This window comes from Christiangramia qingdaonensis (genome assembly GCF_048381525.1).
Classification (GTDB): domain Bacteria; phylum Bacteroidota; class Bacteroidia; order Flavobacteriales; family Flavobacteriaceae; genus Christiangramia.
Window position 1 is genome coordinate 187,720 of record NZ_JBLWIM010000018.1, and the last position, 26,106, is coordinate 213,825.

The following is a 26,106-nucleotide window of genomic DNA, read 5'->3' on the forward strand; positions in this document are numbered from 1 at the left end:
CTTATGGCACTAAAAAAAGCGAATATTCTCATTGTAGATGATGATTATGATATGCTAGAATTAGTGCAGCGCCAACTTCATGAGCAGAATTTTCACTCATACCAGGCAGCATCTGTAGTTGAAGCTATAGATATTTTAAAATTTAACGCAGTAGATCTTCTCATTACAGATTTACAAATGCCAGGAATTGGTGGCATGGAACTTATTAAATATGTAGAAGAACATTTTCCCAAGGTACCTAAATTGGTAATAACGGGTTATCCTTCTATAGACGGTGCTTTGAATTCGATTAAATCTGGCGCACTTGATTATTTAGTAAAGCCATTTACTAAAGAAGAACTTCTAAAGGCTGTTGAAAATTCACTTCCTAAGAGATCGCTAAGTTCTGAAAAGAATCCTTTGCCTATTAATAAACCCCATATATATGCTGGGATTGTAGGACAATCTAAAAAAATTGAACAATTAATTGATCTTATAGAACGAGTGAAAAATAACCGTGCTACTGTACTTATACAGGGGGAAAGTGGAACGGGAAAAGAATTGGTGGCTCGAGCTATACATTATAAGGGTTCATTTGCCGCTAATCCATTTATCGCGGTTAATTGTGGAGCTATTCCGGAAGAACTATTAGAATCTGAACTTTTCGGATATAAAAAAGGGGCCTTTACAGGAGCTAATGATAACCGACAAGGATTTTTTCAGGCCGCTGCTGGTGGCACTATCTTTCTAGATGAAATTGGTACCGCTCCCCTTTCGGTACAAACCAGATTATTAAGGGTGCTTCAGGAAAAAGAAGTACGACGTATTGGTGAGCAAAAAGCACAGAAGATTGAAGTCAGAGTTATTGCCGCTACTAACAGCGATCTTAAGCAAATGATAAAAAAGGGTACTTTTAGGGAAGATCTCTATTACCGCATGAATGTAATGCAAATTGAAACGCCTCCATTAAGAGATCATAAAATAGATATTCCTTTGCTTGCAAAAAATTTCCTAAAAAAATACGCTACAGAATATGCCAAACCTGGGACTGAAATTACAGAAAAAGCAATGGAAATACTTGAACGTCATAATTGGCCAGGAAATGTAAGAGAACTAGAAAATGTTATTCAAAGGGCGCTTATAATGAGTGAAAAAAGTATAGATATAAAACAGCTTCCTGATTATCTCAAGTATCCTACCCCAAACTTCGAATCTAATTCAAAATCATTGCAGCAGGTTGAAAAAGAGCATATTTTAAAAATCATGGCTAGCGTAGATAACAACAAAACAAAAGCTGCAGAAATTCTTCAAATTGACAGGAAAACTCTCCGAAAAAAACTTAAATAAAGACCATACTCCAAACGGTACTTTTCTCCCCCACCGGGGCGTTTCTCCCCGCTTATAAAATTCGATTCCAAATATAATACACGCGTAACACCCTTACTACCTGGTTATTACAACTAAGGCTTTATTGTTTATTTATTCTGAGCATAGCATTTGACTTTCTGTATATGAGAAAATATAAATCTATGATAGAATGAATTTGACTAACGGAAAAATAAAGGCCAACATTCCACATAAAAAGCACTTAAAAGGATTACCCCAGGATATGCTTAAAGGGCTGTGCTTTAATTGCGACCATCGCAGAACCTGCACCTGGAAAGATAACAGGAAATTATTTTGTGAACACTTTCAATAATATATAATGATAAACACTAAAAAAGCCATTAAACAATCTATGTACGAGACCGTGATGCATCAGTTCAATAAAACGGCCGATATGATAGATTTGAATCCCAACATTAGAAAGATTTTGGGTATTACTAACAATGAAATTATCGTGCATTTTCCAGTAAAAATGGATAATGGAAAAGTTGAAGTTTTTACAGGTTACCGAGTGCAGCATAACAACGCATTAGGGCCCTACAAAGGAGGTTTACGTTACCACGATACCGTGGATATTGATGCCGCCAAGGCACTTGCGATGTGGATGACCTGGAAAACATCATTGGCTGGTCTTCCTTTTGGAGGTGCTAAAGGGGGCATCAAAATAGATCCTCGAAATTATTCAGATTCGGAATTAGAAAGGATCACTAGGCGTTTCACTTATGCATTAGGTGAAAATATTGGCCCAGAGCATGATATTCCGGCTCCAGATGTTAATACCAATCCACAAACCATGGCATGGATCGTAGATACTTATATGTCAACCATATCATCTTCAGAGCGATCGCATAATCAACATGTGGTAACGGGAAAGCCTGTTGGTGCAGGGGGATTAGAAGGTAGAGACCGTGCTACCGGATTTGGGGTTTATCTATCTATAAAATTATTGCTGGCAGCAGAAGAAAAGGATTTAAGTAATAAGAAATTTATAGTCCAGGGATTTGGTAATGTTGGGTATTGGGCTTCTCATTTTTTGACCAAAGATGGTGCTAAATTAATCGCTGTGCAGGATGCACACGCTACACTTTATAATGAAGGTGGAATAGATACACAAGCTCTAGCGCAACATTGTGAACCAAGGAAAGGATCAATAAAAGGGTTTCAAGGTGCAGATGAAATCGAATCTAATGAGTTTTTTGGATTGGACTGTGATATTGTAATTCCTGCAGCATTAGGAAACCAAATCACTGCTGAAAATGCTTTTAAAATAAAAGCTTCTATTCTGGCTGAAGGCGCTAATGGACCTACTGATAAGGAAGGAGAACAAATCTTGATAGAGAAAGGTGTAACCATTATACCAGACATTTTCTGCAATTCAGGCGGAGTAATTGGAAGTTATTTTGAATGGTTACAGAATAGAAATGGGGAGTTGTGGCAATTAGAAGAAGTGATGGCGAAAATTGAGAAAAAACTTACCGAGAATTTCCATAAGATTCATTCAGAAGTAAATAAACGCAATGTTGATTGGAGAACAGCTGCTTTTATTCTGGCCATATCTAGGGTAGAAACCGCTTATAAACAAAGAGGAATATTTCCATAGATAATGTTGAATTAAAGAAAAACTAAAATGAAATACGGAGAATTAATTGTTGATAAGAAAGAATATGAATTTCTAAAACAAATCATGTCCCTTGCCAAATATTATAAGGATAATTCCTATAAGGCTTCAATATATAAATTAAGTGAGGAATTAAAAGATGCGAGGATTATTTCTAATGCCAAAATGCCTATAGATGTGATTCGTCTAAATTCCCTGGTAACTATAGAAACACCTTTCGCAGTTGAGAGAACATACCAAATTGTTACGCCCGAAAAAGGAGACATCAGAAAAGATAAAATATCTGTCCTGGCTCCAATGGGGTTGGCACTATTTGGTTATGCACAAGGCGATAATATCACATGGACATTCCCACTAGGAGAAAGCCATATACATATTAAAAAAGTAAAACAAATTGAACCGGAATTAATGAAAGTGAATTATGGTAAACAGCATTCAGGAACATCATAATGAAGAAGAAATAGAAGTGATAAGACTTCAAAATGAAATTAATCAGTGGAAATCTGAATTAGATTTTATTGCGCAAGAAATTAATTTTTATCTAGAAATTCTTAATTCTTTGATAGTTAAAGAAACAAAAGCTTCTAAAACAGATGCTAATCATCTTTTAAATCAATTCAAAGACTTAAAAGTATCTAGTGGTATAATTAAACAAGCTTGTAAAACATTCCAACCCAAATTGGAAGAAAAAAAGGAATGCGAAGATATTCAATGCGACCACGCATTTTTAAACGAACATGTACTATTGCGTTTAAAAATTGAAAACCATTTAAATAAAGTTCGACGTATCAAACTTTCAGCATTTGAATATTTAAGAAATACAATTTAAAAATACGTGATAAAAAGTTTGTATTAGTTTATCCAGATGGTTCGAAATAAATACTTCTCACTGATTTTCAAAGGGGTTAAATTTTCAAGCACATTTCGAGCTATCTGCTTTTTAAAGAAATATTATGGAGAATAATGCTTTTAAAAGTTTAGGGTTAGTCTTAATGGTAGTTATTTGTAGATCACTTTATCTCCACCGAGATTTTTATCTAACTATTTGGAATGAAAATAAACTTACAATTTTATTTATAGGATCAATTTTCACATTATTAATAATATTATTAATCCGATTCAACAAGCTTGAAAAAATAAAAGAAGAAAAATAATAATATCTACTAACAAGTGACTTCCCAAATTTTTACCCCAAAATCATTTTATTAGAACTTAAATAAGAAATAAATATAAGTATAGTAACAAATCGGTGTAAGCAGGATAGCTATTAAACGATATTTTTAATGAGTGTGTTTAGCAAAAGAATCCTAATAAGATCTCTATTTATTTGTGCCAATTTTAATGGTTTATTTTCTGAAATCTATAATCTTTTTCAAAGAACAAGAATCAGAACCTTCGTAAAACCAGAAAAGCAGAAAAAAAAATTATTTATTAATAAAACTAAACCTAAGACTCTTTTATGGTTAGACGATCGCCTAAACCCATTGGATAAGAGAATGGACTGGTTATCCTATAGCCCCATCGGGCGTAACGTTGATGCAGTCTGGGTGAAAAATAAATTTGAGTTCAAAAACTGGATACTAAAAAATGGATTACCCGACGCTATATGTTTTGATACCGACCTTGGTGATTCGGTAAACAATGGCTTAGCCTGTGCTAGGTGGCTAGTAACTTACTGCAAGGATCAAGGTTTAAAACCTCCAACCTGGAGTTCTCAGAGTACAGATCCTGATGAAAAGGCAAAAATCAAGAGATTCCTGAAACAAAGTTATCCGTTATCATAGATTTTAAATTAGAAGACATGATTCAAATTCTATATCTATCTGTTTATTATTTTGAATAAATCTTTGATGAATAATTATATTTTTAGCAATTGGTAAATTTATAGTAGTCCAGTTTATAGTAGACTTCACCTCTTTTTTCTTTAGCAAAACTAGCCTGTAAAATCCTGAAGACGGCATAAAGCCACTGCGTTTTATATACGTCTTTATCAGGATTTAACAGGCTTTTTAGTTATGCACGAAAAAAGAAAGGATTGAAGTCTAACTAATTTAAAACTGAATATTATGAATTACCTGAATCCACAAACACCAACATTAACTTCCTTTGAAATAATGATCCAGATAATGGACGATATTGAAAAGGCTGATCCCGAAAAAATTGATAAAGATGAATACCCTACCCTGAAAAAAAGATGTACCCGCGCTATTGAATTATCTATAAAAGAAACGTGTGAAAGGCTTGAATTAGGATTGAAATGTGAGGAAGATTTTGACTTCTCAGAGAGCCTGAAAAATAAATACAAGAAGAAATACGGTATTGTAGATTTTATAATTATTAATCCTAACGGTAGAAAAATTGCAATTGAACTTGACAGCCGAAATAAGCGACTTTCATACGCCAAACTGGAGGAATTAAGTGAGAGAGGCTATGATACCTTCTGGGTTCAACATAGATTTAATATTTTCAGTGCCCCTTACAAATCTTCTTATAAAGATGATAGTTACCTTAACCATTATAGAAAACATGGATATACAAATAAGAATGTATCTATCATCAAGCATATCTTTCACCCAACTACATTTGAAAAATGATGCTATAGATTATAGAAAGGCTTTCCTAGCCAATCATGCTTTTGCTTAAAAAACGATAGGGAAAACCTATTGAGCGAAGCGAAATCAATTAATTTGAGTCATTTAAAAACATTATCAAACGCCATATTGAAATAAAACTATAAACCTATATTACAATAATATAGTATTGCTTTAATGCCTCTTTATTGCTTTATAGTATTCCATTAAAATCACAATATTGTAAAAACATATTATCATTTTAAAGTAAAATCAAGAAACAGAAAGAAGTTTATATCGGTCCCAGTCTCAATTTAGAAACTCAAAAGATGGTTGACATGTATTTTGCAATTAAAACCGTTAGTACGATTGAAGGTTTTATTTATTCAGAAGAAGAATTTCTGAATAGGTATAAAAACACCTATTCGTTTAATGAGTTCAGAAATGCAAAATTCTATGCAGTTTATGAAATTAATGATTGTAAAACTTGCCAAAACTCATTTCATATTATTGTTCGCAATAGGGAAGAACTCTACAAATTCCTACAGTCTGGTGATCTGCTATGTAATTGCTGTGAAATCTATCAATCTAATATTGCTAACAACTTTGGAATCAATTTTAGTTAATAATTCTAAGAAAATGTTGAGAAGTCATGCAAATCTTTTATAGAAGCATTGAAATTTTCCTTTAATTTTATGCTTTGCAATCTTTATTTAACAAAAAAATAATCTTATGGGAATTAAGCCAGGTCCAAAAAGGACTGCTAAATCAACCGGTAAACCGGACAGGCGTCAACGTGATAATAAAAAGACCCCGGGTAATACATCTTCTCTTAAACCGCATAAACATAGAAAAGGAGATTAAATATTGTTAAAAAAAAAAGTATATCTGTATTCTATTTGTACAATGGAACTTTCGTTTTTCAGGGTCGCTATTTCAATCAGCAATCATAAAAAAGAAAAGAATAAGTTCTGATTTTTTATACCAAAACTCAAATAAACCTTATTGATAGAATTACTTTTTTGACTGTTTTAATACTCTTGACATGTTTCTTTCCAAAGGAATAACTTCCTTTAAAATACTTATTAGATAATGGATACTGGAAATCAAAAAAAAAAGAATTTTAAAATATTATCTATTGATGGTGGAGGAATTAAAGGCCTGTACTCTGCAACCATTCTACGAGAATTTGAATCTAAATTTAATTGTCATATATCGGATCATTTTGATATGATTTGTGGTACATCTACTGGTGGACTAATTGCTTTAGGGCTCTCCTTAAAAATTCCAGCAAGAGATTTAGTTGAATTTTATAAGAAAGAAGGACCAAAAATTTTTCCTGAATCAAAAAATTATAATTTTTTCGGAAAAAAAGTATCTCGTCGTTTTCTAAGTCAAATTATTGGTACAGGAAAATATTCTGACAAACCCCTGCGAAAGGCTCTCGAAAACATTTTTGGAGAACATACTATAGGAGATTCACATAATCTTCTATGCATACCTACTTATACTGTTACGGAAGCTAGGCCTTTTGTCTTTAAATATGACCATCCCGAAGGAGATTTAGATCGGGATAATGAATGTAAGATGGTAGACGTAGCATTGGCTACTTCTGCCGCACCAACATACTTCCCAATGGTCGATATCCCTCTGTACAACAATAAACAATTTGTAGACGGGGGAGTTTGGTCAAACAACCCAACTTTAACAGGTTTATTAGAGGCTCTGGATTATTTTGTAGGAGAAGGATTTGATAAAAAAAATTTACCTAAAAAATATGATTCTGTAAAAATACTATCACTAAGTAGTTTAACCTTAACAGATGGAAAACCTACTCGGATGAAACGAGAAAGATCATTTTATCATTGGGGAAATGACCTATTTGAGACTTCACTCACTGGACAAAGTTTTTTTACTGATTTCTTCATGTCGAAACTTCAGAAATTACCCGATTTAAATATTGAGTATAACAGAATTCCTAGTTTTAAAGTTAGCAGTCAACAAGAAAGCCTGGTACAATTAGATGTAGCCACTCCTGATGCGCTTGATCTCATGGAAGGAAAAGGAAAGGATCAAGCTGACATATATAAGAAAACAGAAGAAATAAAAGCCTATTTCGAAACAGAAAAATCATACAAAACAAAAGTAGATGGCCAATTGTAATAATTTATTTATTGAATTCAACAAAGAAATCCGACTCACCGATAAAAGAAGAAAGAAATTACGAAAACGTCGAAATGACCTGAGGAAACGTATTCAATCGGGTTATAATATCATCAAATCTTCTGGAGAAACCAGGCATGATATTACCTTTCAAAGTCAGGGTTCTTATGTTATGGATACAATTATTAATCCAGAAAATAAGGATTGTGAATATGACTTAGATGATGGACTATACTTTTTCGGACAATTATCAAAACATCAAAGACCTAAAGCTCAGACCTTTCATAATTGGGTAATCCGTGCAATCGAACAAGGAAAGTCCGATCGTAACTATGAAGAAATTAAAGATAAACCTCCTTGCGTTCGTGTACATTTCCGTAGTCCCGGAAATGACTTTAACTATCATGTTGATATTCCAATATATTACGCTCGGGAGATTCATAGACCGGAATTAGCACATCTAAATGAAGAGTGGCCGGAAAGTAATCCTGTAGCATTTATAATCTGGTTCGAAGAAAAAACTGAATCAGGATTTAAACAGGAATTTATTCTTGAGAGAGAAAAATTCTATGGTGAGTATAAAGATTGGTTGAATGATATTCGTAAAAAAGATCACCAATTGCGTCGTATTGTACGTTATCTTAAAGCTTGGGGAGATCATATTGATAATGATATGCCTCCCGGAATTGCTATGACTATTTTAGCAGGCAGAAATTACTGCCCTGCAGATCGAGATGATGAATCAATGACACTCACCCTTGAAGAAATCGCAAGGTTTCTTGAAAATAATGGGTTTCAGTGTCCAAGACCAACATCTCCGGTAGGTGAAGACCTTTTCGCCTCTTATAATCAAGAACAGAAAAACTTTTTTAAGGAACGACTTGATGCCTTTATAGAAAGCGCCAAAGAAGCAATGGCAGCTGAAAACCAAAAGGAAGCTTGTCGAAAGTGGAAAGAACACCTAGGAAAACGCTTCCCTTGCCAGCTGGCAAAAGATAAGATGGAAGGCTCAGATACCCAATCCAATCCGGTAATTATTAACAGTTCAAGAGATAAAAGTGCATGAACAACTACCAGGAAGCCATAGATGCTCTAAAAACAGCACTTAGAGGAATCAGATATCGAGTCCTGGAATCATATCATAAAAACAAATTTGATTTTGAACAGGATCTGGAATTATGGGAGGTAGCTTCCAAAATAATTTTTCCAGATGGTTCTATGAAGCCCGTTAAATTATGGGTGCAGTTTCCCAGTGAATATCCAGTAGTATTTCCAAGAGTCTTTGTTTCCAAGGTAGATTATCCAAAATTTGAATTTGGGCCTCACGTTGAATCTGATGGCAAAATATGTCTTTTTTCAAATCAGGCGCAACCAATTATGACTGAACCTGTTCGAGTGCTTAAAGAAGCCCTGAACAGGGCTCATACTATTTTGGAAGAAGCCCTCGAAGAAATTCCAACGTCAGCTTACGAGGAGGAATTTGAATCTTATTGGTCTCAGACCTACGGAAAAAAAGATCAGGTAGAATATAAATATCTTATTATAGCGGAAAAACCTTTAGGTAAATTTACTCAAGTTCTTTTGCTGGATAAAAACCCAATTAGCCTTAAGAAAGTTATTTATCAGGATGAGGCCCTGATAAAGCCTTTTAAGGAAATGCTTCAACGTCAGAATATCAAATATAATCAGTATCCCGTTTTTGTATTTGGGGAGCTACCTTTCTTCAGGAAGCCGCCTTTCCACTTAACAAATATTCAACTAAAGAAGAATCTAGAAAATTTTGATTCAGCGCTTTATAAAAATTTTATCAATTTTTATAATCAAAATCCAGACTCTCGATTTTTTATTTTTCAAAAGGTGATAAATGAAACTACACGTTACTTCGGCTGGCGTCATCAGCCTTTGCGAAAGGTTACGGGTTTCCAGGCAAAAACTGTAAATGAAAAATTTGAGTTTCTCCTTAAAGTGAAACCTACTCAGCACATTATAAGAATTTATCCACAAGTCTATTCTATCTCCCGATTAATGGACCGATCTGTTGGTCTCCCCATGACCGAGGCTCCATCTTATACTATTGCCGGACTGGGAAGTATAGGCTCACATTTAATTCATTTTTTGGATGGTCCTGGAATCCTACTTCATTTGATTGATACGGATTATTTAAGCCTAGAAAATACTGGTCGCCATCTATTAGGTTTTCAATACATTAATTGGAAAAAGACAGAAGCTTTAAAGGATTATCTCACCCTGCGACACCCCCTGCGATCTATAAAAGTAAAAACAGAATCCGTATTGGAAGTTTTAGAGAAGGATTCGAATTTTATCCAAAGAACTAATGCACTCTTTGTTTGTATTGGAGAATATAATAAGGAACAAACAATAGCCAAGGCACTTCAGTACAAAATTTTTTCAAGACCTACATTTCTCCTATGGGTTGAACCGTATGGCATTGCAGGCCATTGTATTTTTCTCCATCCAGAGAATCCCGATTATCAACGATATCACAATAATGGTAACTTCATTCATAGTTTAATTGAGGACTTGTCCCACGAGGCACTAGCCAAACAGGAAGCAGGATGTCAAAGTATTTATACCCCATATGCACCTAATTCGGTTCAATTCTTTTTAGGGGCTCTTGTACCACATATCACGAAAATTTTAAAAAATCCCGATGCTTATAAAACTCATGTTTTTTCTTGGATTGGAAATCTGGAAATCGCAAAAGAATTAGAAATTACTCTAAAAGCTGAAACAGCGAATTATTATTTTGGAGAAAAGAGAATTATTGAATGACAAAGCAAGTAAAGCTTGGTCCCTATACTCTTATTTTGAATAGAGAGACCTTGGAAATTTTTAAGAAATACCGCCAGCTCAAAAAAAGAGATAAAGAGGCAGGAGGAATTTTAATGGGTCAGGTAAGAGACCAGCATATTTATATAAATCGAGCCTCGCTCCCCTCTTCTTTCGATAAAGCTACACGGCACTCATTTCAGCGAAATAAAAAAATAGCCCAGCTATTAATAAATTATGAGTTCTGGAATAGTGGAAAAACTATCACATACCTAGGAGAATGGCATACTCATCCGGAACCAAAACCTGCACCTTCTCCTACAGATATTAAAATGATCTCTAGTCAGTTAAAAGAAAATGATTTGCAATACCCATATGTAATTCAGTGTATTATCGGTGTTGAACAAGTTTATCTCAAATTATTATCACCAGAAAACCAATACGAAAAAAATGTAAATTTTAATGATACTCCAAATTGTAATGATTAAGATCTATCAACAATCAAAAATCAATTCATAGGAGAAGATAGAATTTAGTTAGATTGCTACCATAAAAAAGCCTTAAATCGTTGTATGAAAGAACAAATTGATAAATTTTTAAAGTACGCATTAACCTTAGATGGTGACGAAAAGGGGGAAGCCCAAGTTTATTGTGATAGGTTTTTTCAAGCATTTGGTCATGACGGTTATAAGGAAGCAGGAGCTACTTTAGAATTTCGTGTGAAATCTAAAAACACCACAAATTTTGCAGATTTGCTTTGGAAAAACAAGGTGTTGATTGAAATGAAAAAAAAGGGTGCTCACTTACCAAGTCATAGAACTCAAATATTTGATTATTGGTGGAAGCTTAGACCTGATCAACCAAAGTATTCAATTCTCTGTAATTTCAAGGAGTTCATTATATACGACTTTTCTTTACAAGATGAACCCCTTGATCGCATTAAGCTTGAAGAACTTCCAGACCGTTATACAGCATTTAATTTTATGCTGCCAAAACCAGCTACACCAATATTTGAGAATAACCTTGAAGAAGCAACTCGGGAAACTGCTGACCTGGTAGCTAAAGTTTTTAATTCCTTATTAGAAAGAGGAGAAGATAGAAATTGTGCTCAACGTTTTATTTTACAATCCATTTTCACAATGTTTGCTGAGGATTATCAGCTTTTACCTAAAGATATATTTACTCAAATTCTCCTTGATTGCAAGAGTGGAAAAGGTAATTCTTATGATCTAATTTACTCATTATTTCAGCAGATGAATACTAAAGAACAGGCACGAGGTGGACGGTTCCGGGATGTGAAATATTTTAACGGAGGTCTGTTTGCCAATCCTGAATCAATGGAACTGACGGATGAAGAATTAGCTATGCTTTTTTCAGCCGCTTCTCAAAAGTGGAACAAAGTAAATCCAGCGATTTTTGGAACTATTTTTCAAAGTAGCATGGGCGAAAAGGCGCGCCATGCATTTGGAGCACATTTTACAACTGAACTAGATATTCTCAAAATAGTTCACCCTACTATTATTCAACCATGGCGCGAAAAGATAGCGAAAGCTAAAACACTAAAAGATATGAAGCAACTCCGTAGAGAGTTAGCTGAATTTAAGGTTCTTGATCCCGCATGTGGTAGTGGAAATTTTCTATACGTTGCTTTTCGTGAATTGAAACGGATCGAAATGGAATTGCTCAATAGAATACATAAAGATTTTCCGAAAAGTGCAGCTGAAATCGGTACGCAGTCAATTGTTAGAATCAAACAGTTTCATGGTTTAGATTATAACAGGTTTGCTGTTGAATTAGCAAAAGTAACTCTAATGCTCGCTAAAGAAATAGCTATTAGAGAAACGAAAGATTGGGTGGACACAATGCAATTTGGGCTTGGATTTCAAATGGAGGAAACCTTGCCATTAGATAATATGGACGAAAATATAATATTTGCAGATGCACTGTTCATAGATTGGATAGATGCTAATGTAATAATTGGAAATCCGCCATTTCAATCCAATAAAAATATGCAGGATGAGTATGGAGGAGAATATGTAAACAAATTGCGTAGTGCTTATCAGGATATCCCCGGTCGTGCTGATTATTGTGTTTACTGGTTTTACAAAGCACATCATGTACTGAAAGATGGTGGATTTGCGGGATTGATAGGTACGAATACCATAAGACAAAACTATAGTAGGGAAGGTGGATTAGATTATATATGTAAGAACAATGGAGTAATCTTTAATGCTGTTTCTTCCCAGCCCTGGTCAGGTGATGCAGTAGTTTTTGTTTCTATTGCCAACTGGACTAAGGGACATTTTAACGGTAAGAAAAAACTTTACATCGAGGATAAATATGGCGAACAAATTGAACATGAGGTTTCAGAAATAAATAGTAGCCTCTCATTAAATGCTGACGTATCCGGAGCAAAGATTTTGGAGATTAACCGAAAACCAAAAAAGGTTTTTCAAGGACAAACTCATGGTCATGCAGGGTTTCTATTGGCAACTGAGGAGGCTAAAGAAATTTTAAAACAATCTGAAAATAATAATTCTGTTTTGAAACCTATTTTAATTGGAAGAGAACTTGTTTCTTCTAAAGGTAGTCAACCAAAACGATTTGTTATTGATTTTACAGGAATTGATATAATGGAGGCCGCTAGTTATACTGGACCTTTTAATAGAATCCAACAAACGGTTTTACCTGATAGAGAAAAAAAGGCAAATGACCAGGAAGAAAAAAATAAGAAATTACTTGAAAAAAATCCAACGGCTAAGGTTAATAAACATCATATCAATTTTTTGAAAAGCTGGTGGCAACTTTCTTACGGGAGAAAAGACATGAAATCCGAACTTTCTAAAATCAGTAGGTTTATAGCCTGTTCGAGAGTATCATCACGACCAATTTTTGAATTTATTTCTTCTAAAATTAACCCTAATGATTCAATTATGGTTTTTGCATATGAAGATGATTATACATTTGGTATAATTCAATCTTCTATTCATATAGCATGGTACCATGAAAAAGGAGCTACCCTAAAAGGAGACCCTAGTTATACTCCCAACACAATTTGGGACACCTTTCCCTTTCCACAAGATCCAAAACCTAAAGATGTTAAAAGAGTAGCTTTAGCTGGTAGAGAATTGAGAGAAAAGCGAAATGAAATAATGAATAAATATGATTACTCATTACGTGATATTTATCGAATTATTGAACAACCTGGAGCTAGCCCCCTAAAGGATTTGCATAAAAAACTGGACGATTCTGTTTTTGCTGCTTACGGATTTAGCAAACGAAAAACTTTACTTATTCAATTACTTGAACTTAATTTTGAAGTTGCAGATAAAATTAAAAGGGGTGAACATGTGGAAAGTCCAGGTTTACCAAAATGCATTAATAACAAGAAAGAATTTATTAGTCAGGACTGTGTAAAAATATTGGATTAATAAAACCAAAAAGTGAAGAATCATCTTAAAATGGATATATTCCTATTTTTTGGATTAAATCCAATTTTATTACATTTGAAGCATGAAATTATTGCTTCATTTAGCCATTCCCAGAATTTTCAGTTTTCCATTTATTGGTAGTATAACAGCCGGCTTTCCCTCACCTGCAGATGACCATCTGGATAAATCTATAGATCTCAATTCTGAAATAATTAAAGATCGAGATGCTACCTTTTTTGGAAGAGTCGAAGGTGATTCAATGACTGGTGCTGGTATAGAACACGGGGATCTTTTAGTCATAACTAAAGGGTTGGAGCCTAGGAATGGTAAAATAGCCGTATGTTTTATCGATGGGGAATTTACTGTAAAGCGCATCAAAATTGAAAAAGATGTCATCTGGTTAGTTGCTGAGAATCAGAAATACCAACCTATAAAGGTTACGGCAGAAAATGACTTCCTGATCTGGGGAATAGTTACCAACGTAATCAAGTATGTGTAATGTACGCACTGGTAGACTGCAATAATTTTTATGCCTCCTGTGAAAGGGTTTTCAATCCCTCTCTGGAAAATAAACCGGTGGTAGTTCTGTCCAATAATGATGGATGTGTCATTGCTCGAAGTAACGAAGCTAAAGCCTTGGATATACCCATGGGTGCTCCGGCATTTCAGATTGAAAAGCTATTTGAAAAGAATGGAGTATATGTTTTCAGTTCCAATTATGCTCTCTACGGAGATATGAGCAGAAGAGTAATGAATATACTTTCCAGGTTCACTCCAGATATTGAGATTTATTCTATCGACGAAGCATTTCTACTCCTGGAAGGATTTGAAGGACATTTTGATCTCAATTCTTACGGTAAAGAAATGATTAAAGCTGTTCGAAGTAAAACTGGTATTCCGATTAGTATCGGCATTGCACCCACAAAGGCCTTGGCAAAAGTTGCGAATAAGATTGCGAAAAAATTTGCAGATCGTACGGGTGGAGTTTATATCATCAATGACCCAATAAAAACCAGGAAAGCCCTTATGTGGACTAAGATTGGTGAGGTGTGGGGCATTGGGCGACAATACGAAAAGAGACTATTAGCTCTTAATATCAAAAATGCTCAGCAGTTTGTAGAATTACATGATGAATATGTCCGGAAAGAATTTTCAGTTGTCGGCCTGCGACTAAAAAGAGATCTAGCAGGACTAACCACTTTGTCGTTAGAAGCTACTCCGCTTAAAAAGAATATTGCAGTCACCAGGGCTTTTGAAAGTATGTACAGTGATTATGCAGAATTGAAAGAAAGAGTCTCTACATATGCTATAAAGATTGGAGAAAAACTCAGGAGGCAGGATAGCAATTGTTCTCTACTACAGATATTCTTATTTACAAATCCATTCAGGAATGATCTTAAGCAGTATCGAGCAAGGATATCAGTATATACTCCTATTCCAACTAACTCAAGCATTACATTAGTCAAAACAGCTTTAACTGGTCTCCAGATGATCTACAAAGAAGGTTACCAGTATAAAAAGGCTGGTATTATTGCTATGAAACTCACTCCGGCAAAACAAAAACAGTTCAAATTATTCTCAGAAGAAAACCCAAAGCACGAACAATTAATGAAAGTGGTAGATCAGTTAAACTTCAGGGAAAATGGTAAAGTGAAATTTGGAGGTCAGGACCTTGGGCGAACCTGGAAGATCAAGCAAGAGAGATTATCTAACAGGTATAGTACAAGAATGCAAGAATTAATAATAATAAAAGTATAAACAAAAAAACACCCAATCCTTTATAGAATTGGGTGTGAATTTGGGTGTCAACTCCATAAGTTACTGATAATCAGTTGACATTGCGGAGAAAGAGGGATTCGAACCCCCGGAGGTGTGACCCTCAACAGTTTTCAAGACTGCCGCATTCGACCACTCTGCCATTTCTCCTGAGTGTCTCATCAGCTATTTGCTGATTGCGGGTGCAAATATAACAAGCTTTTTTAATTTTCAACAACTAATTTCCAAACTTTTTCCTCTTTTTTCGTAGCTGCTTCTGTATCAGTTAATTTCGTATCCAGAATTTACTTTGAAAAATTCAGTTTAAGTTTTAGCTTCTATTTTTATTTGCTTTTCTTTCAATCTCAAAAGAAATTATATCAAAATAATGGAGCATGACTGGGCATCCTTAAATAGGTATCGAGAAGAGAACAAAGAGGTTTTACAAAACTCAAAATGGCCGGAGGTGGTTTTTATGGGCGACTCTATTACAGAAGCATGGACGAATCTTGATCCACAATTTTTCATCCGCAACAATTACCTTGGTAGAGGTATTGGCGGTCAAACCACTCCACAAATGCTTATAAGATTCACGGCAGATGTATTGGATCTAAATCCAAAGGCTGTAGTAATTTTGGCTGGAACTAATGATATCGCCGAAAACACGAATATTTCTTCCATCAAAATGATTACTGATAATATTAAAGCCATGGCATACCTGGCAGAAAAGAAAAATATTAAAGTGATACTTAGTTCGGTACTTCCAGTCTACGAATATCCATGGCGACCCAGTTTCAAACCTATTTCCAAAATAGAAGAACTGAATGCTTGGCTTCAGAATTTTACGCAAGAGAATGGATATGTCTATCTTGATTATTTTGACTCTTTGCATGATGAAAATAAGGCATTGCCGAAAAAATTTTCCGAAGATGGAGTGCATCCTAATTCCATCGCATATCGAATCATGGCGCCTTTAGCTATAGAAGCTATCAAAAAGGCAACAAGAGAAAGTTAGAAAAATTCGAAAATTCTTATCTTCAACAGTCTGTATGATATAAAAATTCTATAGAATTTTAATTAATTTCTTCTATACGCATGAAATTCAATTTAAACCTTTTAAGATCATCTTAGTCTATTTAACTGAGGGACATTCACGTCCTTGATAACAAAACCGCTATATTGGCGGGATTAACGAATAACTAATTTATAATATGAGAAAAATTTGGTTTCTGGCTTTACCTGCCCTTTTAGCCGCATGTAGCGCCCATAACAAGAAGATCGAGAACGCAGATCCTATGGAATATGCTAACACGATCACTTCCGAAGAACTTAAAGAACATCTTTACACTTTTGCCAGTGATGAATTCGAAGGTCGGGAGACTGGAGAACCTGGTCAGAAAATGGCTGCAGAATATCTTAAGAACGAATATAAAAGTCTCAACCTGCCTTCTCCAATTGGCGGTGATGACTATTACCAGGAGGTACCTGTAAGTTATTTTAGAAGAGGGAATGTGAAACCAACAGAAAATGTCGTTGCCTTTTTAAAAGGTTCTGAAAAGCCTGATGAGATCCTTGTCATTTCTTCTCACTATGATCATGTTGGAATGGACGATGAAGGAAATGTTTATAATGGTGCAGATGATGATGGTTCTGGTACCGTTGGGGTTCTTGAAATCGCTGAAGCTTTTGTTGAAGCAAGAAAAGATGGATACACTCCAAAACGTTCTATTCTTTTCCTGAATGTAACTGGTGAAGAAAAAGGACTGGTTGGTTCTAAATTTTATACAGATGAACCAATTTTCCCACTTGCTAATACGGTGGCAAACCTTAATATCGATATGATTGGTAGAATCGATCCTAATCATGAAGGGAAAGAAGACTATGTATATCTAATTGGAAGTGATAAGCTAAGCACAGATCTTCATGAATTAAGTGAGAACGTAAACTCTAAATTTGTGAATATGGATCTTGACTACAAGTATAACGACGAGAACGATCCAAACAGATTCTATTACCGAAGTGACCACTATAACTTCGCCAAAAACAACATTCCGATTATTTTCTATTTTAATGGGACTCATGCCGATTATCACAAAATGACCGATACTCCAGATAAGATCGAATACGATCTGTTGGCCAAACGTGCACAATTGGTATTTCTTACTGCATGGGAGATCGCTAATCGTGATGAAAGAATCGTGGTTGATAAACCGATCGAAAAAGATTCAGAATAATTGCTGAATAACATATAACTAAAAAGCTCCTTCACAGGAGCTTTTTTTATGCTTTGATCTCAACTTGCGAAATATTATCTAGTTTTTATTCTGAAGCAATGGAACAAATCTGAAGTTCCCATATTCGGTTTTATCAAACTCTTTTGGAGATTTCCGAATGAACAGGGTCATGATCTGCACATCTGTTCCTACCGGGATGACCAGGCGCCCCCCGACTTTTAACTGACTCAGCAGATCCATAGGAACTTCTGGTGCTCCAGCCGTAACAATGATCTTGTCATAAGGTGCATATTCCGGGATTCCTTTATAACCATCCCCAAAACTCAGATATTTAGGTCTGTAACCGATCTTAGCTAGAAAGGTTTTGGTCTTTTTATATAATTCTCTTTGTCTTTCAATACTATAAACCTTAGCGCCAAGCAGGCAAAGAACCGCCGTTTGATAACCACTACCAGTTCCAACTTCGAGCACCTTTTCACCCGGCTTTAATTCCAGAAGTTCAGATTGAAATGCAACCGTATAAGGTTGTGAAATAGTTTGATCTGCCGCAATCGGGAATGCCTTGTCCTGGTATGCATGATCTTCAAAACTGCTATCCATGAACAGATGCCTTGGGATCTTTCCAATGGCAGCCAGCACTTTCTTATCGGTGATTCCCTTTTTCTCCACCGTTCTTACTAATTGCTGTCTTTTTCCCTGATGTCTGTAAGTATCTTTCAAGTCCGGTTTGCTTTGTTGCGGGTATAAAATTAGGCAAAGAAGCCGACTATTCCCAAGTAATTTGCACTCCCAATTTGGCCTGTAATTGTAAAGTATTTAATATCAAAATGCTATTTTTGTGAAAAATGCAAAATATATGCTGAAAGCAGGGGTTCTGGGTGCAGGTCATCTCGGGAAAATTCATCTTAAATTATTACAGCAGTCAGATAAATATGATCTCATCGGGTTTTATGATGCGAATGCTGAAAATGCAAAAAAGATCTCAGAAGAATTTGGCTACAAAATGTATGATAATCTGGATGAACTTATTGCAGATGCAGATGTAATCGATGTGGTCACTCCTACCCTCGCGCATTTTGATGTTGCAAAAAAAGTGATTACTGCCGGTAAACATTTATTTATCGAAAAACCCATTACCAATACCTACGAGGAAGCAGAAGAACTCATCAAACTTGCTAAAGAGCATGGAGTAAAAGGACAGGTTGGTCACGTAGAGAGATTCAATCCTGCATTTCAGGCGGTTAAAGATCGCATTGAAAACCCAATGTTCATTGAAGCACATCGTTTAGCTGAATTTAATCCGCGTGGGACAGATGTGCCGGTGGTGCTTGACCTTATGATCCACGATATTGATGCGGTGATGAGCGTAGTAAAATCTGAAGTAGTAAAGATCAATGCCAGCGGAGTTTCAGTAATTAGTGACACTCCAGATATCGCGAATGCGCGTATAGAATTCGAAAATGGTTGCGTAGCAAATCTTACCGCGAGCAGGATCTCTATGAAGAATATGAGAAAATCGAGATTCTTTCAGCGGGATGCCTATATTTCAGTAGATTTTCTGGAGAAAAAATGCGAGGTCGTTAAAATGAAGGATGCTCCTCAAGATCCTGACGATTTTGCGATGATCCTTCAGAATGCTGAAGGAGTAAAGAAACAGATCTATTTTGATAATCCAGATGTTTCAGCCAACAACGCGATACTTGAAGAACTGGAAAGTTTTGCTGAAGCGATCCATAATGATACCGAACCGGTGGTGACCATGCAACAGGCGGCAAATGCCCTTAAAGTTGCCAACCAGGTGATCGCCAATTTTAATATTTAAACTAAAAACTGTTCAGGATGTTTCCGAAGAGAAGCAATCCGGAACACTTAAAATCTATATTTCTATGAAAAATATTGCCGTAATAGGAGCCGGAACAATGGGAAATGGGATCGCACATACCTTTGCCCAAAGCGGATATAAAGTACATTTGATCGATATTTCTGAAGACAGCCTGAAACGAGGAATGGATACTATTTCCAAGAACCTTGATCGTATGGTGTCCAAAGAAAAGATCTCCGAAGATGACAAAAAAAAGACCTTATCTAACGTTAGCACTTTTACCAGCATTGCTGCAGGAGTTAAAGATGTAGACCTTGTTGTAGAGGCCGCGACAGAAAACACAGACCTTAAACTGAAGATCTTTAAGGATCTTGATGCGAATACTGAAGCAAAAACTATCCTGGCGACAAACACCAGTTCTATTTCGATTACCCAGATCGCCGCTGCAGTTTCTAATCCTGAAAGAGTGATTGGAATGCACTTTATGAATCCTGTGCCAATCATGAAGTTAGTAGAGATCATACGCGGTTACAATACCAGCGATGAGATCACCAATACGATCATGGAGCTTTCGAAGAAATTAAATAAAGTACCGGTAGAGGTGAATGATTACCCGGGATTTGTGGCAAACAGAATTCTAATGCCTATGATCAACGAGGCGATCGAAACTCTTTACAATGGCGTTGCAGGAGTTTACGAGATCGACACTGTGATGAAGCTTGGAATGGCACATCCTATGGGACCACTGCAACTGGCAGATTTTATTGGTCTTGATGTTTGTCACTCTATTCTGGAAGTAATGTATGATGGCTTTAAAAACCCAAAATATGCACCTTGCCCACTACTTACCAATATGGTTCGCGCAGGCAAGATTGGGGTAAAATCTGGTGAAGGTTTCTATGATTATTCTGAAGGCAGAAAAGCTGAAAAAGTTTCGGAACAATTTAGCAGCTAGAACTGCTGAAATTATTAGGGCTTAATTTTAGGTTATACTGAAATATATGCAGCCTGGAAATAGCATTTAAAAATTGACAAAAATATTACCTTTTAAAGCGGTTCGCCCGGCAAGAGAATTTGCCGGGCTTGTCGCATCCCGTTCATATGAGGATTATAATGAGGAGGAACTGAAGGCTCAGCTGGAATTCAATCCTTATTCATTTCTACACATCATAAATCCCGGGTATAAATTTCAGCATGAAATTGGCGGTGAAAAGCGATTTGGAATGGTCAAGAACCGTTACCTCGAGTTTCGTGAAGACTGCACTTTTATACAGGACGAACTTCCCTCCTATTATATTTATAAGATTCATACCCGTGATGGGGATTGCTGCGGAATCATTGCAGCGGCAAGTGTTGAAGATTACGAAAAAAACATCATCAAACGGCATGAAGATACCATCGCGCACCGGGAAGAATTATTTAAGGAATATCTGAAGGTCGTTGGGTTTAATACAGAACCGGTACTGCTTACCTATCCAGATGATCCCGTGATCAATGAGTTGCTGGAGGAAAGAATGAGATCAAGGCCAGAATATGAATTTGCAACGGCGAATAAGGAAATCCATTCGCTATGGCTTATCGATGAACCTGAAAACATTGAAAAGATCAAGCAACAGTTTGCTGCGATCGAACAATTGTATATTGCAGATGGTCATCATCGTAGTGCATCTTCCTGGTTACTGGCGAAGGAAAGCAGAGATCAAAACCCTGACCATACAGGAAAAGAAGCCTATAATTTCTTTATGAGCTACCTCATCTCTGAAAGCAACCTTCGAATTTTCGAATTTAGCCGACTCATAAAAGACCTGAACGGACATTCAAAAGAAGAATTCCTGATCCTGCTGGATGAATGGTTCAGAATAGAAAATCGCGGGATCGATATTTACAAACCCTCCAAAAAGCATCATTTTAATATGTATCTGGATGGCGAGTTCTATTCTTTATACCTTCGGAAGCATAACGCAAAGTTTACAGATTCACTAAGTGAGCTGGATTCCTACATATTGTACGAGAAGATTCTGAAGCCTATTCTGGGAATTGAGGATCTTCGTTACGACAAACGCATCGCGTATATTCATGGTCGCAATGATCTAATTGAATTAAAAACAAGGGTAGATAGCGGGGAATTTGAAGTCGGATTTGGAATGTTACCTGCCGGTATCGAAGAAATCAAGCAAATTGCCGATGAAAATTTGACCATGCCGCCAAAAAGTACTTATATTGAGCCGAAATTGCGAAGTGGTCTTACCATTTATGAATTTTGACTTCAGCGCAATAACCAACCTGCCCTACCAGGGATTTTATATCCTTAATTAAAGTTATAAAGGATGAGTGTTTCAGAAAATATAAAAAAATACAGAAGTGAACTTCCTGAGGATGTGAAGCTGGTCGCTATTTCCAAGACCAAGCCTAATGAAGATCTTATGGAAGCTTATGAAGCTGGTCAACGAATTTTTGGAGAGAACAAGATTCAGGAAATGACCGATAAATGGGAAGAACTTCCCAAAGATATTGAATGGCATATGGTTGGTCACGTACAGCGCAATAAAGTAAAGTACATGGCACCCTATGTGAATTTAATTCACGCGGTGGATAGCCTTAAATTGTTGAAGGAGATCAATAAACGCGCGAAGCAGAATGAGCGTTCCATCGATTGTTTATTACAGATTAAGATCGCTGAAGAAGATTCAAAATTCGGGATAAGCAGGCAGGAAGCTCATGAAATCCTGGAATCTGAAGCTTATGCTGAAATGAATCATGTCAATATCGTTGGATTAATGGGAATGGCAACATTTACTGAAGATGAGAAACAGGTCCGCGAAGAATTTGATCGTTTAAAGTCCGCTTTCGATGATTTTAGCCAGGATTTCCCTGAACTTAAAGAGATCTCTATGGGTATGAGCGGCGATTACAAAATTGCCATTGAATGCGGTTCTACCATGGTGAGAATTGGCAGCAGCATCTTTGGAGAACGCAACTATAATTAATATAAGAGGAGAGAGTATTTGTACGCTATACTAGACATAGAAACCACCGGTGGGAAATATAATGAGGAAGGGATCACCGAAATAGCAATTTATAAGTTCGATGGCCTTAAGGTCGTGGATCAATTCATTAGCCTGGTAAATCCAGAACAGCCTATCCAGCCGTTCGTGGTTAATCTAACCGGGATCAATAATGATATGCTTCGGAATGCTCCTAAGTTCTATGAAGTAGCTAAACGAATAGTAGAAATCACCAAAGATTGTATCCTGGTTGCGCATAACGCTAAATTCGATTACCGAATCCTAAGAACTGAATTTAGAAGACTAGGCTTCGAATACGAACGCCAGAGTCTTTGCACCGTGGAACTTTCTCAGAAGTTAATTCCCGGTCAGCCTTCTTATAGCTTAGGCAAACTGGTAAGATCGCTGGGGATTCCATTGAGTGATCGTCACAGGGCTTCAGGCGATGCACAGGCGACTATCAAATTATTTAAAATGCTTCTTGCGAAAGATGTCGAAAAAGACATTATGAAGGAGCATGTTCGAAAAGAACCAAAAAAAAACCTCGATACAAAGCTGGTATTCATACTGGAAGAACTTCCTTCAGAAACAGGTGTTTACTATTTCCATAATGAGAATGGAGATATCATCTATGTTGGGAAGTCGAGAAATATCAGGAAAAGAGTAAATCAGCATTTTACCAATGACAATCCAAAGTCGCGGGAAATGCAGAAAAAGGTAGCTTCAGTATCTTTTGAACTTACCGGCAATGAGCTCATTGCGCTATTAAAAGAGAACCAGGAAATAAAACAGATAAAACCTAAATATAACCGGGCTTTAAAAAGAGATATTTTCAGTCATGCTTTATATCATTCAGTAGACGAAAAAGGCTATATCAATTTAAAAATCGGTAAGGCTGTAAATTCCAGGGATCGTATCACCACCTTCAGTTCTTTGCGTTCTGCGAAGAACTCTTTAACCAAATGGGTTGAGGAATATGAATTGTGTGAGAGATTATCTGGATTACACGGGGGCAGTGGAAATTGCTTTGCACATACTATCAAGAGCTGCCACGGTGCCTGCGTGGAAGAGGAACAACCAGAAACCTATAATGAACGAGTGCGTGAACTTATTGATCGCTATTCTTACGAAAACAAGGATATGCTATTGGTGGGTCGTGGAAGAGAAGTAGATGAAAAGAGCGCTTTATTGATCGAGGATGGCGAATTTAAAGGCGTAGGTTACTTCAATTTAAATCACCAGATCAACAATCTGGACATCATCAGGTCTATTATCACACCCATGAATAATAACCGTGATGCTGAACATATTATCCAAAGCTTTTTAAGAAAAAAGCATCAATTTAAAATCATCCAATTATCCATTCATGAGTAAATTTTTTACGCTGGTATTTTTATTATGTATCAGCTTTGTTCCTGCACAGAATTCTAATTATTCTACTGAAGAATTTGAAGTATCAAGAGAAGACCTATTAGCAACTAATTACGCCCCAGATACCACGGCGCATGCTGTTTATATCTACGAGTCCGGTTTTACTGAATTTGATCCAGACGAAGATCACGATCTGGTAACCAATTATAAGGCGAAGATCAAGATTCTGGATAAGCAAGGAATTGATTATGCTACTATAAAAGTGCAGCTGGGAAAGAATAGAGATAGCGAAAAGGCTATGGAATTGAAAGATCTTAAAGCTCATACGTTTAAATTAGTTGACGGTCGTATCATCAAGAAAAAAGTAGAAACATCGGCTACTTTCGAAAGCGAGCATAAGTTCTACAACGAATTTTCTTTCGCGTTTCCAGATGTGGAACCGGGAGATGTCATTCAGCTTTCATATAAGATCGTTTCTCCATTTACATTTAATTTCAGAACCTGGGAATTTCAGGAGGATATTCCGAAGATGCATTCGCAGTTCACGTCGAAGATCCCAGCAAATTATGAATATCACACTACGCTTACCGGAGGAAGGAAGTTGCACAAACATGAAGATAAAGTCCTCGAACATTGTATTAGTTTCGGTATTACTTCTTCCATGGCAGATTGCGTAGAAACCTTGTATGTAATGAAAGATATTCCTGCGTTTATTGAGGAAGATTACATGACCAGCGAAGACAATTATATCGCTAAGATCGAGTACGAATTGAAGCAGGTCACCAGAACCGATGGTTTTGAACGTAAATACACCCTAACCTGGGATGATGCAGATAAAGAGATTAGAACATCCAGCAATTGGGGAAAACAGTGGAAAAAAGACAATGCCGTAAAGGATGTACTTCCTGAAGCAATTAGCAGTCTTCCAAATACGCTGGAAAAGGCAAAAAAGATATACTACTTTATTCAGGAGAATTACAAGTGGAACGGCGAATACGACATTCATGGTGATATGAACATCAAAGATATCGTAGATAGTAAATCTGGAAGTGTTCTTGAAATTAATAGTCTGTTGCATAATGTATATGCCGCAGAAGAATTTAATGTTTTTCCTGTGCTGGCTTCAACCCGAAGAAACGGTTTCGCTCCAAGGGTTCATCCTGCAATTTCAGAATATAATTATTTCTTCATTCAGCTAAATCTAGATGGAAAGGAATACAATCTCGACCTAACCGATGAGCAGCTGGATTTTGGCCGACTCCCATTTCGCGCCCTAAATGCCTATGCGCGTAAAGTAAACCTGGATGGTTCCAGTGACTGGATGTCGATCGAACCAAATGACTTTAGCAATTACGCTTTTAGAGATTCTATAAAAGTGCACAAGGATGGTACAGCTTCAGGAACATCTAATCAGCATTTGAGTGGTTATCATGCCGTGAATTTCAGAAATAAGATCAAGGAAAACGGTAAAGACAAGATATTCCAGGACCTTTCTAAAGCACAGCAATTCACGAGATCTACAGATATCACGGTAGAAAACCTTGATGATGTTGAAAACGGACTCCAGATCGAATACACGCTTGAAAATGTGAGTCAGAAGATCAATGATCTTATCTATTTGAATCCTTTCAGCTTTCAGTTTTTCGAAAAAAATCCTTTTAATCTGGATGAGCGTACCTATCCAATTGACTTCGGATACAGGAATGCTTTTAGCTATTCCGCAGAAATTCATATTCCAAAAGGCTATTCAGTAAAAGAACTTCCGGAGCAAAAGGCCATCAGGTTACCGGGGAACGGAGGAGCTTTGATCTTTAATGCCGTTAGTTTTTCTGAAAATGTAGTCATGGTTCAATGCCGAATGACGCTTTCTCAAACGCTATATACTCCGGAATACTACGACGGACTCAAAAAATTCTTTAATGAATTGATGACAGTTCAAAGTCAGTCGCTCATTGTACTCGAGGAAAATAGTTAAATTAGAC

General features: G+C 36.3%; 23 protein-coding genes and 1 tRNA gene. 22 read left to right on the plus strand and 2 right to left on the minus strand.

All coding sequences use genetic code 11. From position 1 onward, the window contains the following. Positions 1-3 precede the first annotated feature (3 nt). The 14 genes from ACNI3T_RS14660 (at position 4) to ACNI3T_RS14725 (ending at position 15,695) form a co-directional block, all read left to right on the plus strand. Positions 4-1,326 carry a sigma-54-dependent transcriptional regulator gene (locus ACNI3T_RS14660; RefSeq protein ID WP_418228462.1) on the plus strand — a complete coding sequence of 441 codons (1,323 nt, stop codon included), beginning with the start codon at positions 4-6 and terminating at the stop codon, positions 1,324-1,326. Between the two features lie 358 nt (positions 1,327-1,684). Continuing rightward, positions 1,685-2,965 carry a Glu/Leu/Phe/Val family dehydrogenase gene (locus tag ACNI3T_RS14665; protein WP_418228463.1) on the plus strand — a complete coding sequence of 427 codons (1,281 nt, stop codon included), beginning with the start codon at positions 1,685-1,687 and terminating at the stop codon, positions 2,963-2,965. A 27-nt stretch (positions 2,966-2,992) separates the two neighbouring features. Then, entirely contained in the window at positions 2,993-3,433 is a 441-nt protein-coding gene (locus tag ACNI3T_RS14670; RefSeq protein WP_026914951.1) for a GreA/GreB family elongation factor, read from the plus strand. After that, entirely contained in the window at positions 3,405-3,812 is a 408-nt protein-coding gene (locus ACNI3T_RS14675) for a hypothetical protein (RefSeq protein ID WP_418228464.1), read from the plus strand. Before ACNI3T_RS14670 ends, ACNI3T_RS14675 begins: the two co-directional genes overlap by 29 nt. 454 nt (positions 3,813-4,266) lie before the next feature. Beyond that, positions 4,267-4,767: a cyclic-phosphate processing receiver domain-containing protein gene (locus ACNI3T_RS14680; RefSeq protein ID WP_418228465.1), complete on the plus strand. Its 501-nt coding sequence runs from the start codon at positions 4,267-4,269 to the stop codon at positions 4,765-4,767. 282 nt (positions 4,768-5,049) lie between these two features. Continuing rightward, positions 5,050-5,577, plus strand: coding sequence for a hypothetical protein (locus ACNI3T_RS14685; RefSeq protein WP_026914955.1), 528 nt, complete (start codon positions 5,050-5,052; stop codon positions 5,575-5,577). 708 nt (positions 5,578-6,285) lie between these two features. Then, positions 6,286-6,417, plus strand: coding sequence for a hypothetical protein (locus ACNI3T_RS14690; protein WP_418228466.1), 132 nt, complete (start codon positions 6,286-6,288; stop codon positions 6,415-6,417). A gap of 228 nt (positions 6,418-6,645) precedes the next feature. Further along, positions 6,646-7,716, plus strand: a complete 1,071-nt coding sequence (locus ACNI3T_RS14695) for a CBASS cGAMP-activated phospholipase (protein WP_026914957.1) — start codon at positions 6,646-6,648, stop codon at positions 7,714-7,716. Further along, complete coding sequence (locus ACNI3T_RS14700; RefSeq protein WP_051201386.1) at positions 7,703-8,782, plus strand: CBASS cGAMP synthase; 1,080 nt, start codon at positions 7,703-7,705, stop codon at positions 8,780-8,782. Before ACNI3T_RS14695 ends, ACNI3T_RS14700 begins: the two co-directional genes overlap by 14 nt. Positions 8,783-8,934: 152 nt before the next feature. Further along, complete coding sequence (locus ACNI3T_RS14705; RefSeq protein ID WP_418228467.1) at positions 8,935-10,509, plus strand: E2/UBC family protein; 1,575 nt, start codon at positions 8,935-8,937, stop codon at positions 10,507-10,509. Then, entirely contained in the window at positions 10,506-10,994 is a 489-nt protein-coding gene (locus ACNI3T_RS14710) for a Mov34/MPN/PAD-1 family protein (protein WP_051201387.1), read from the plus strand. Before ACNI3T_RS14705 ends, ACNI3T_RS14710 begins: the two co-directional genes overlap by 4 nt. Before the next feature lie 84 nt (positions 10,995-11,078). Next, complete coding sequence (locus tag ACNI3T_RS14715; protein ID WP_418228468.1) at positions 11,079-13,937, plus strand: DNA methyltransferase; 2,859 nt, start codon at positions 11,079-11,081, stop codon at positions 13,935-13,937. A gap of 82 nt (positions 13,938-14,019) precedes the next feature. Continuing rightward, positions 14,020-14,436: a LexA family protein gene (locus ACNI3T_RS14720; protein ID WP_418228469.1), complete on the plus strand. Its 417-nt coding sequence runs from the start codon at positions 14,020-14,022 to the stop codon at positions 14,434-14,436. Beyond that, the gene (locus ACNI3T_RS14725; protein WP_418228470.1) at positions 14,436-15,695 is read left to right on the plus strand and encodes a Y-family DNA polymerase; all 1,260 of its coding nucleotides are present in this window, start codon (positions 14,436-14,438) and stop codon (positions 15,693-15,695) included. The genes ACNI3T_RS14720 and ACNI3T_RS14725 overlap by 1 nt, the downstream gene beginning before the upstream one ends. Before the next feature lie 83 nt (positions 15,696-15,778). On the opposite strand, the gene ACNI3T_RS14730 is transcribed toward ACNI3T_RS14725, so the two are convergent. Next, positions 15,779-15,863, minus strand: a tRNA-Ser gene (locus ACNI3T_RS14730). Positions 15,864-16,080: 217 nt separating this feature from the next. On the opposite strand from ACNI3T_RS14730, the gene ACNI3T_RS14735 reads away from it, so the two are divergent. Together ACNI3T_RS14735 and ACNI3T_RS14740 are read left to right on the plus strand one after the other, a co-directional pair. Further along, positions 16,081-16,707 carry an SGNH/GDSL hydrolase family protein gene (locus ACNI3T_RS14735; RefSeq protein ID WP_418228471.1) on the plus strand — a complete coding sequence of 209 codons (627 nt, stop codon included), beginning with the start codon at positions 16,081-16,083 and terminating at the stop codon, positions 16,705-16,707. Between the two features lie 196 nt (positions 16,708-16,903). Further along, entirely contained in the window at positions 16,904-17,926 is a 1,023-nt protein-coding gene (locus tag ACNI3T_RS14740) for a M28 family metallopeptidase (protein WP_418228472.1), read from the plus strand. A 78-nt stretch (positions 17,927-18,004) separates the two neighbouring features. Here ACNI3T_RS14740 and ACNI3T_RS14745 read toward each other — a convergent pair whose 3' ends face one another. Then, positions 18,005-18,646, minus strand: coding sequence for a protein-L-isoaspartate(D-aspartate) O-methyltransferase (locus ACNI3T_RS14745; RefSeq protein ID WP_418228473.1), 642 nt, complete (start codon positions 18,644-18,646; stop codon positions 18,005-18,007). Between the two features lie 136 nt (positions 18,647-18,782). On the opposite strand from ACNI3T_RS14745, the gene ACNI3T_RS14750 reads away from it, so the two are divergent. The 6 genes from ACNI3T_RS14750 to ACNI3T_RS14775 all read left to right on the plus strand — a co-directional run bounded on the left by ACNI3T_RS14750 (position 18,783) and on the right by ACNI3T_RS14775 (position 26,099). Then, a complete protein-coding gene (locus tag ACNI3T_RS14750) occupies positions 18,783-19,748 on the plus strand; it encodes a Gfo/Idh/MocA family protein (RefSeq protein WP_418228519.1) in 966 nt (321 codons plus the stop codon). A gap of 64 nt (positions 19,749-19,812) precedes the next feature. Then, positions 19,813-20,703 (plus strand): 3-hydroxyacyl-CoA dehydrogenase family protein, encoded by an 891-nt coding sequence (locus tag ACNI3T_RS14755; RefSeq protein ID WP_418228474.1) that lies wholly within the window; start codon positions 19,813-19,815, stop codon positions 20,701-20,703. Positions 20,704-20,776: 73 nt separating this feature from the next. Then, a complete protein-coding gene (locus tag ACNI3T_RS14760) occupies positions 20,777-22,012 on the plus strand; it encodes a DUF1015 domain-containing protein (protein ID WP_418228475.1) in 1,236 nt (411 codons plus the stop codon). A gap of 63 nt (positions 22,013-22,075) precedes the next feature. Next, on the plus strand, positions 22,076-22,735 hold the full coding sequence (locus tag ACNI3T_RS14765; protein ID WP_418228476.1) for a YggS family pyridoxal phosphate-dependent enzyme: 660 nt from the start codon (positions 22,076-22,078) through the stop codon (positions 22,733-22,735). Positions 22,736-22,753: 18 nt separating this feature from the next. Then, entirely contained in the window at positions 22,754-24,127 is a 1,374-nt protein-coding gene (locus tag ACNI3T_RS14770; protein WP_418228477.1) for an exonuclease domain-containing protein, read from the plus strand. Further along, positions 24,120-26,099 carry a DUF3857 domain-containing protein gene (locus ACNI3T_RS14775; protein WP_418228478.1) on the plus strand — a complete coding sequence of 660 codons (1,980 nt, stop codon included), beginning with the start codon at positions 24,120-24,122 and terminating at the stop codon, positions 26,097-26,099. Before ACNI3T_RS14770 ends, ACNI3T_RS14775 begins: the two co-directional genes overlap by 8 nt. Positions 26,100-26,106: the final 7 nt, after the last annotated feature.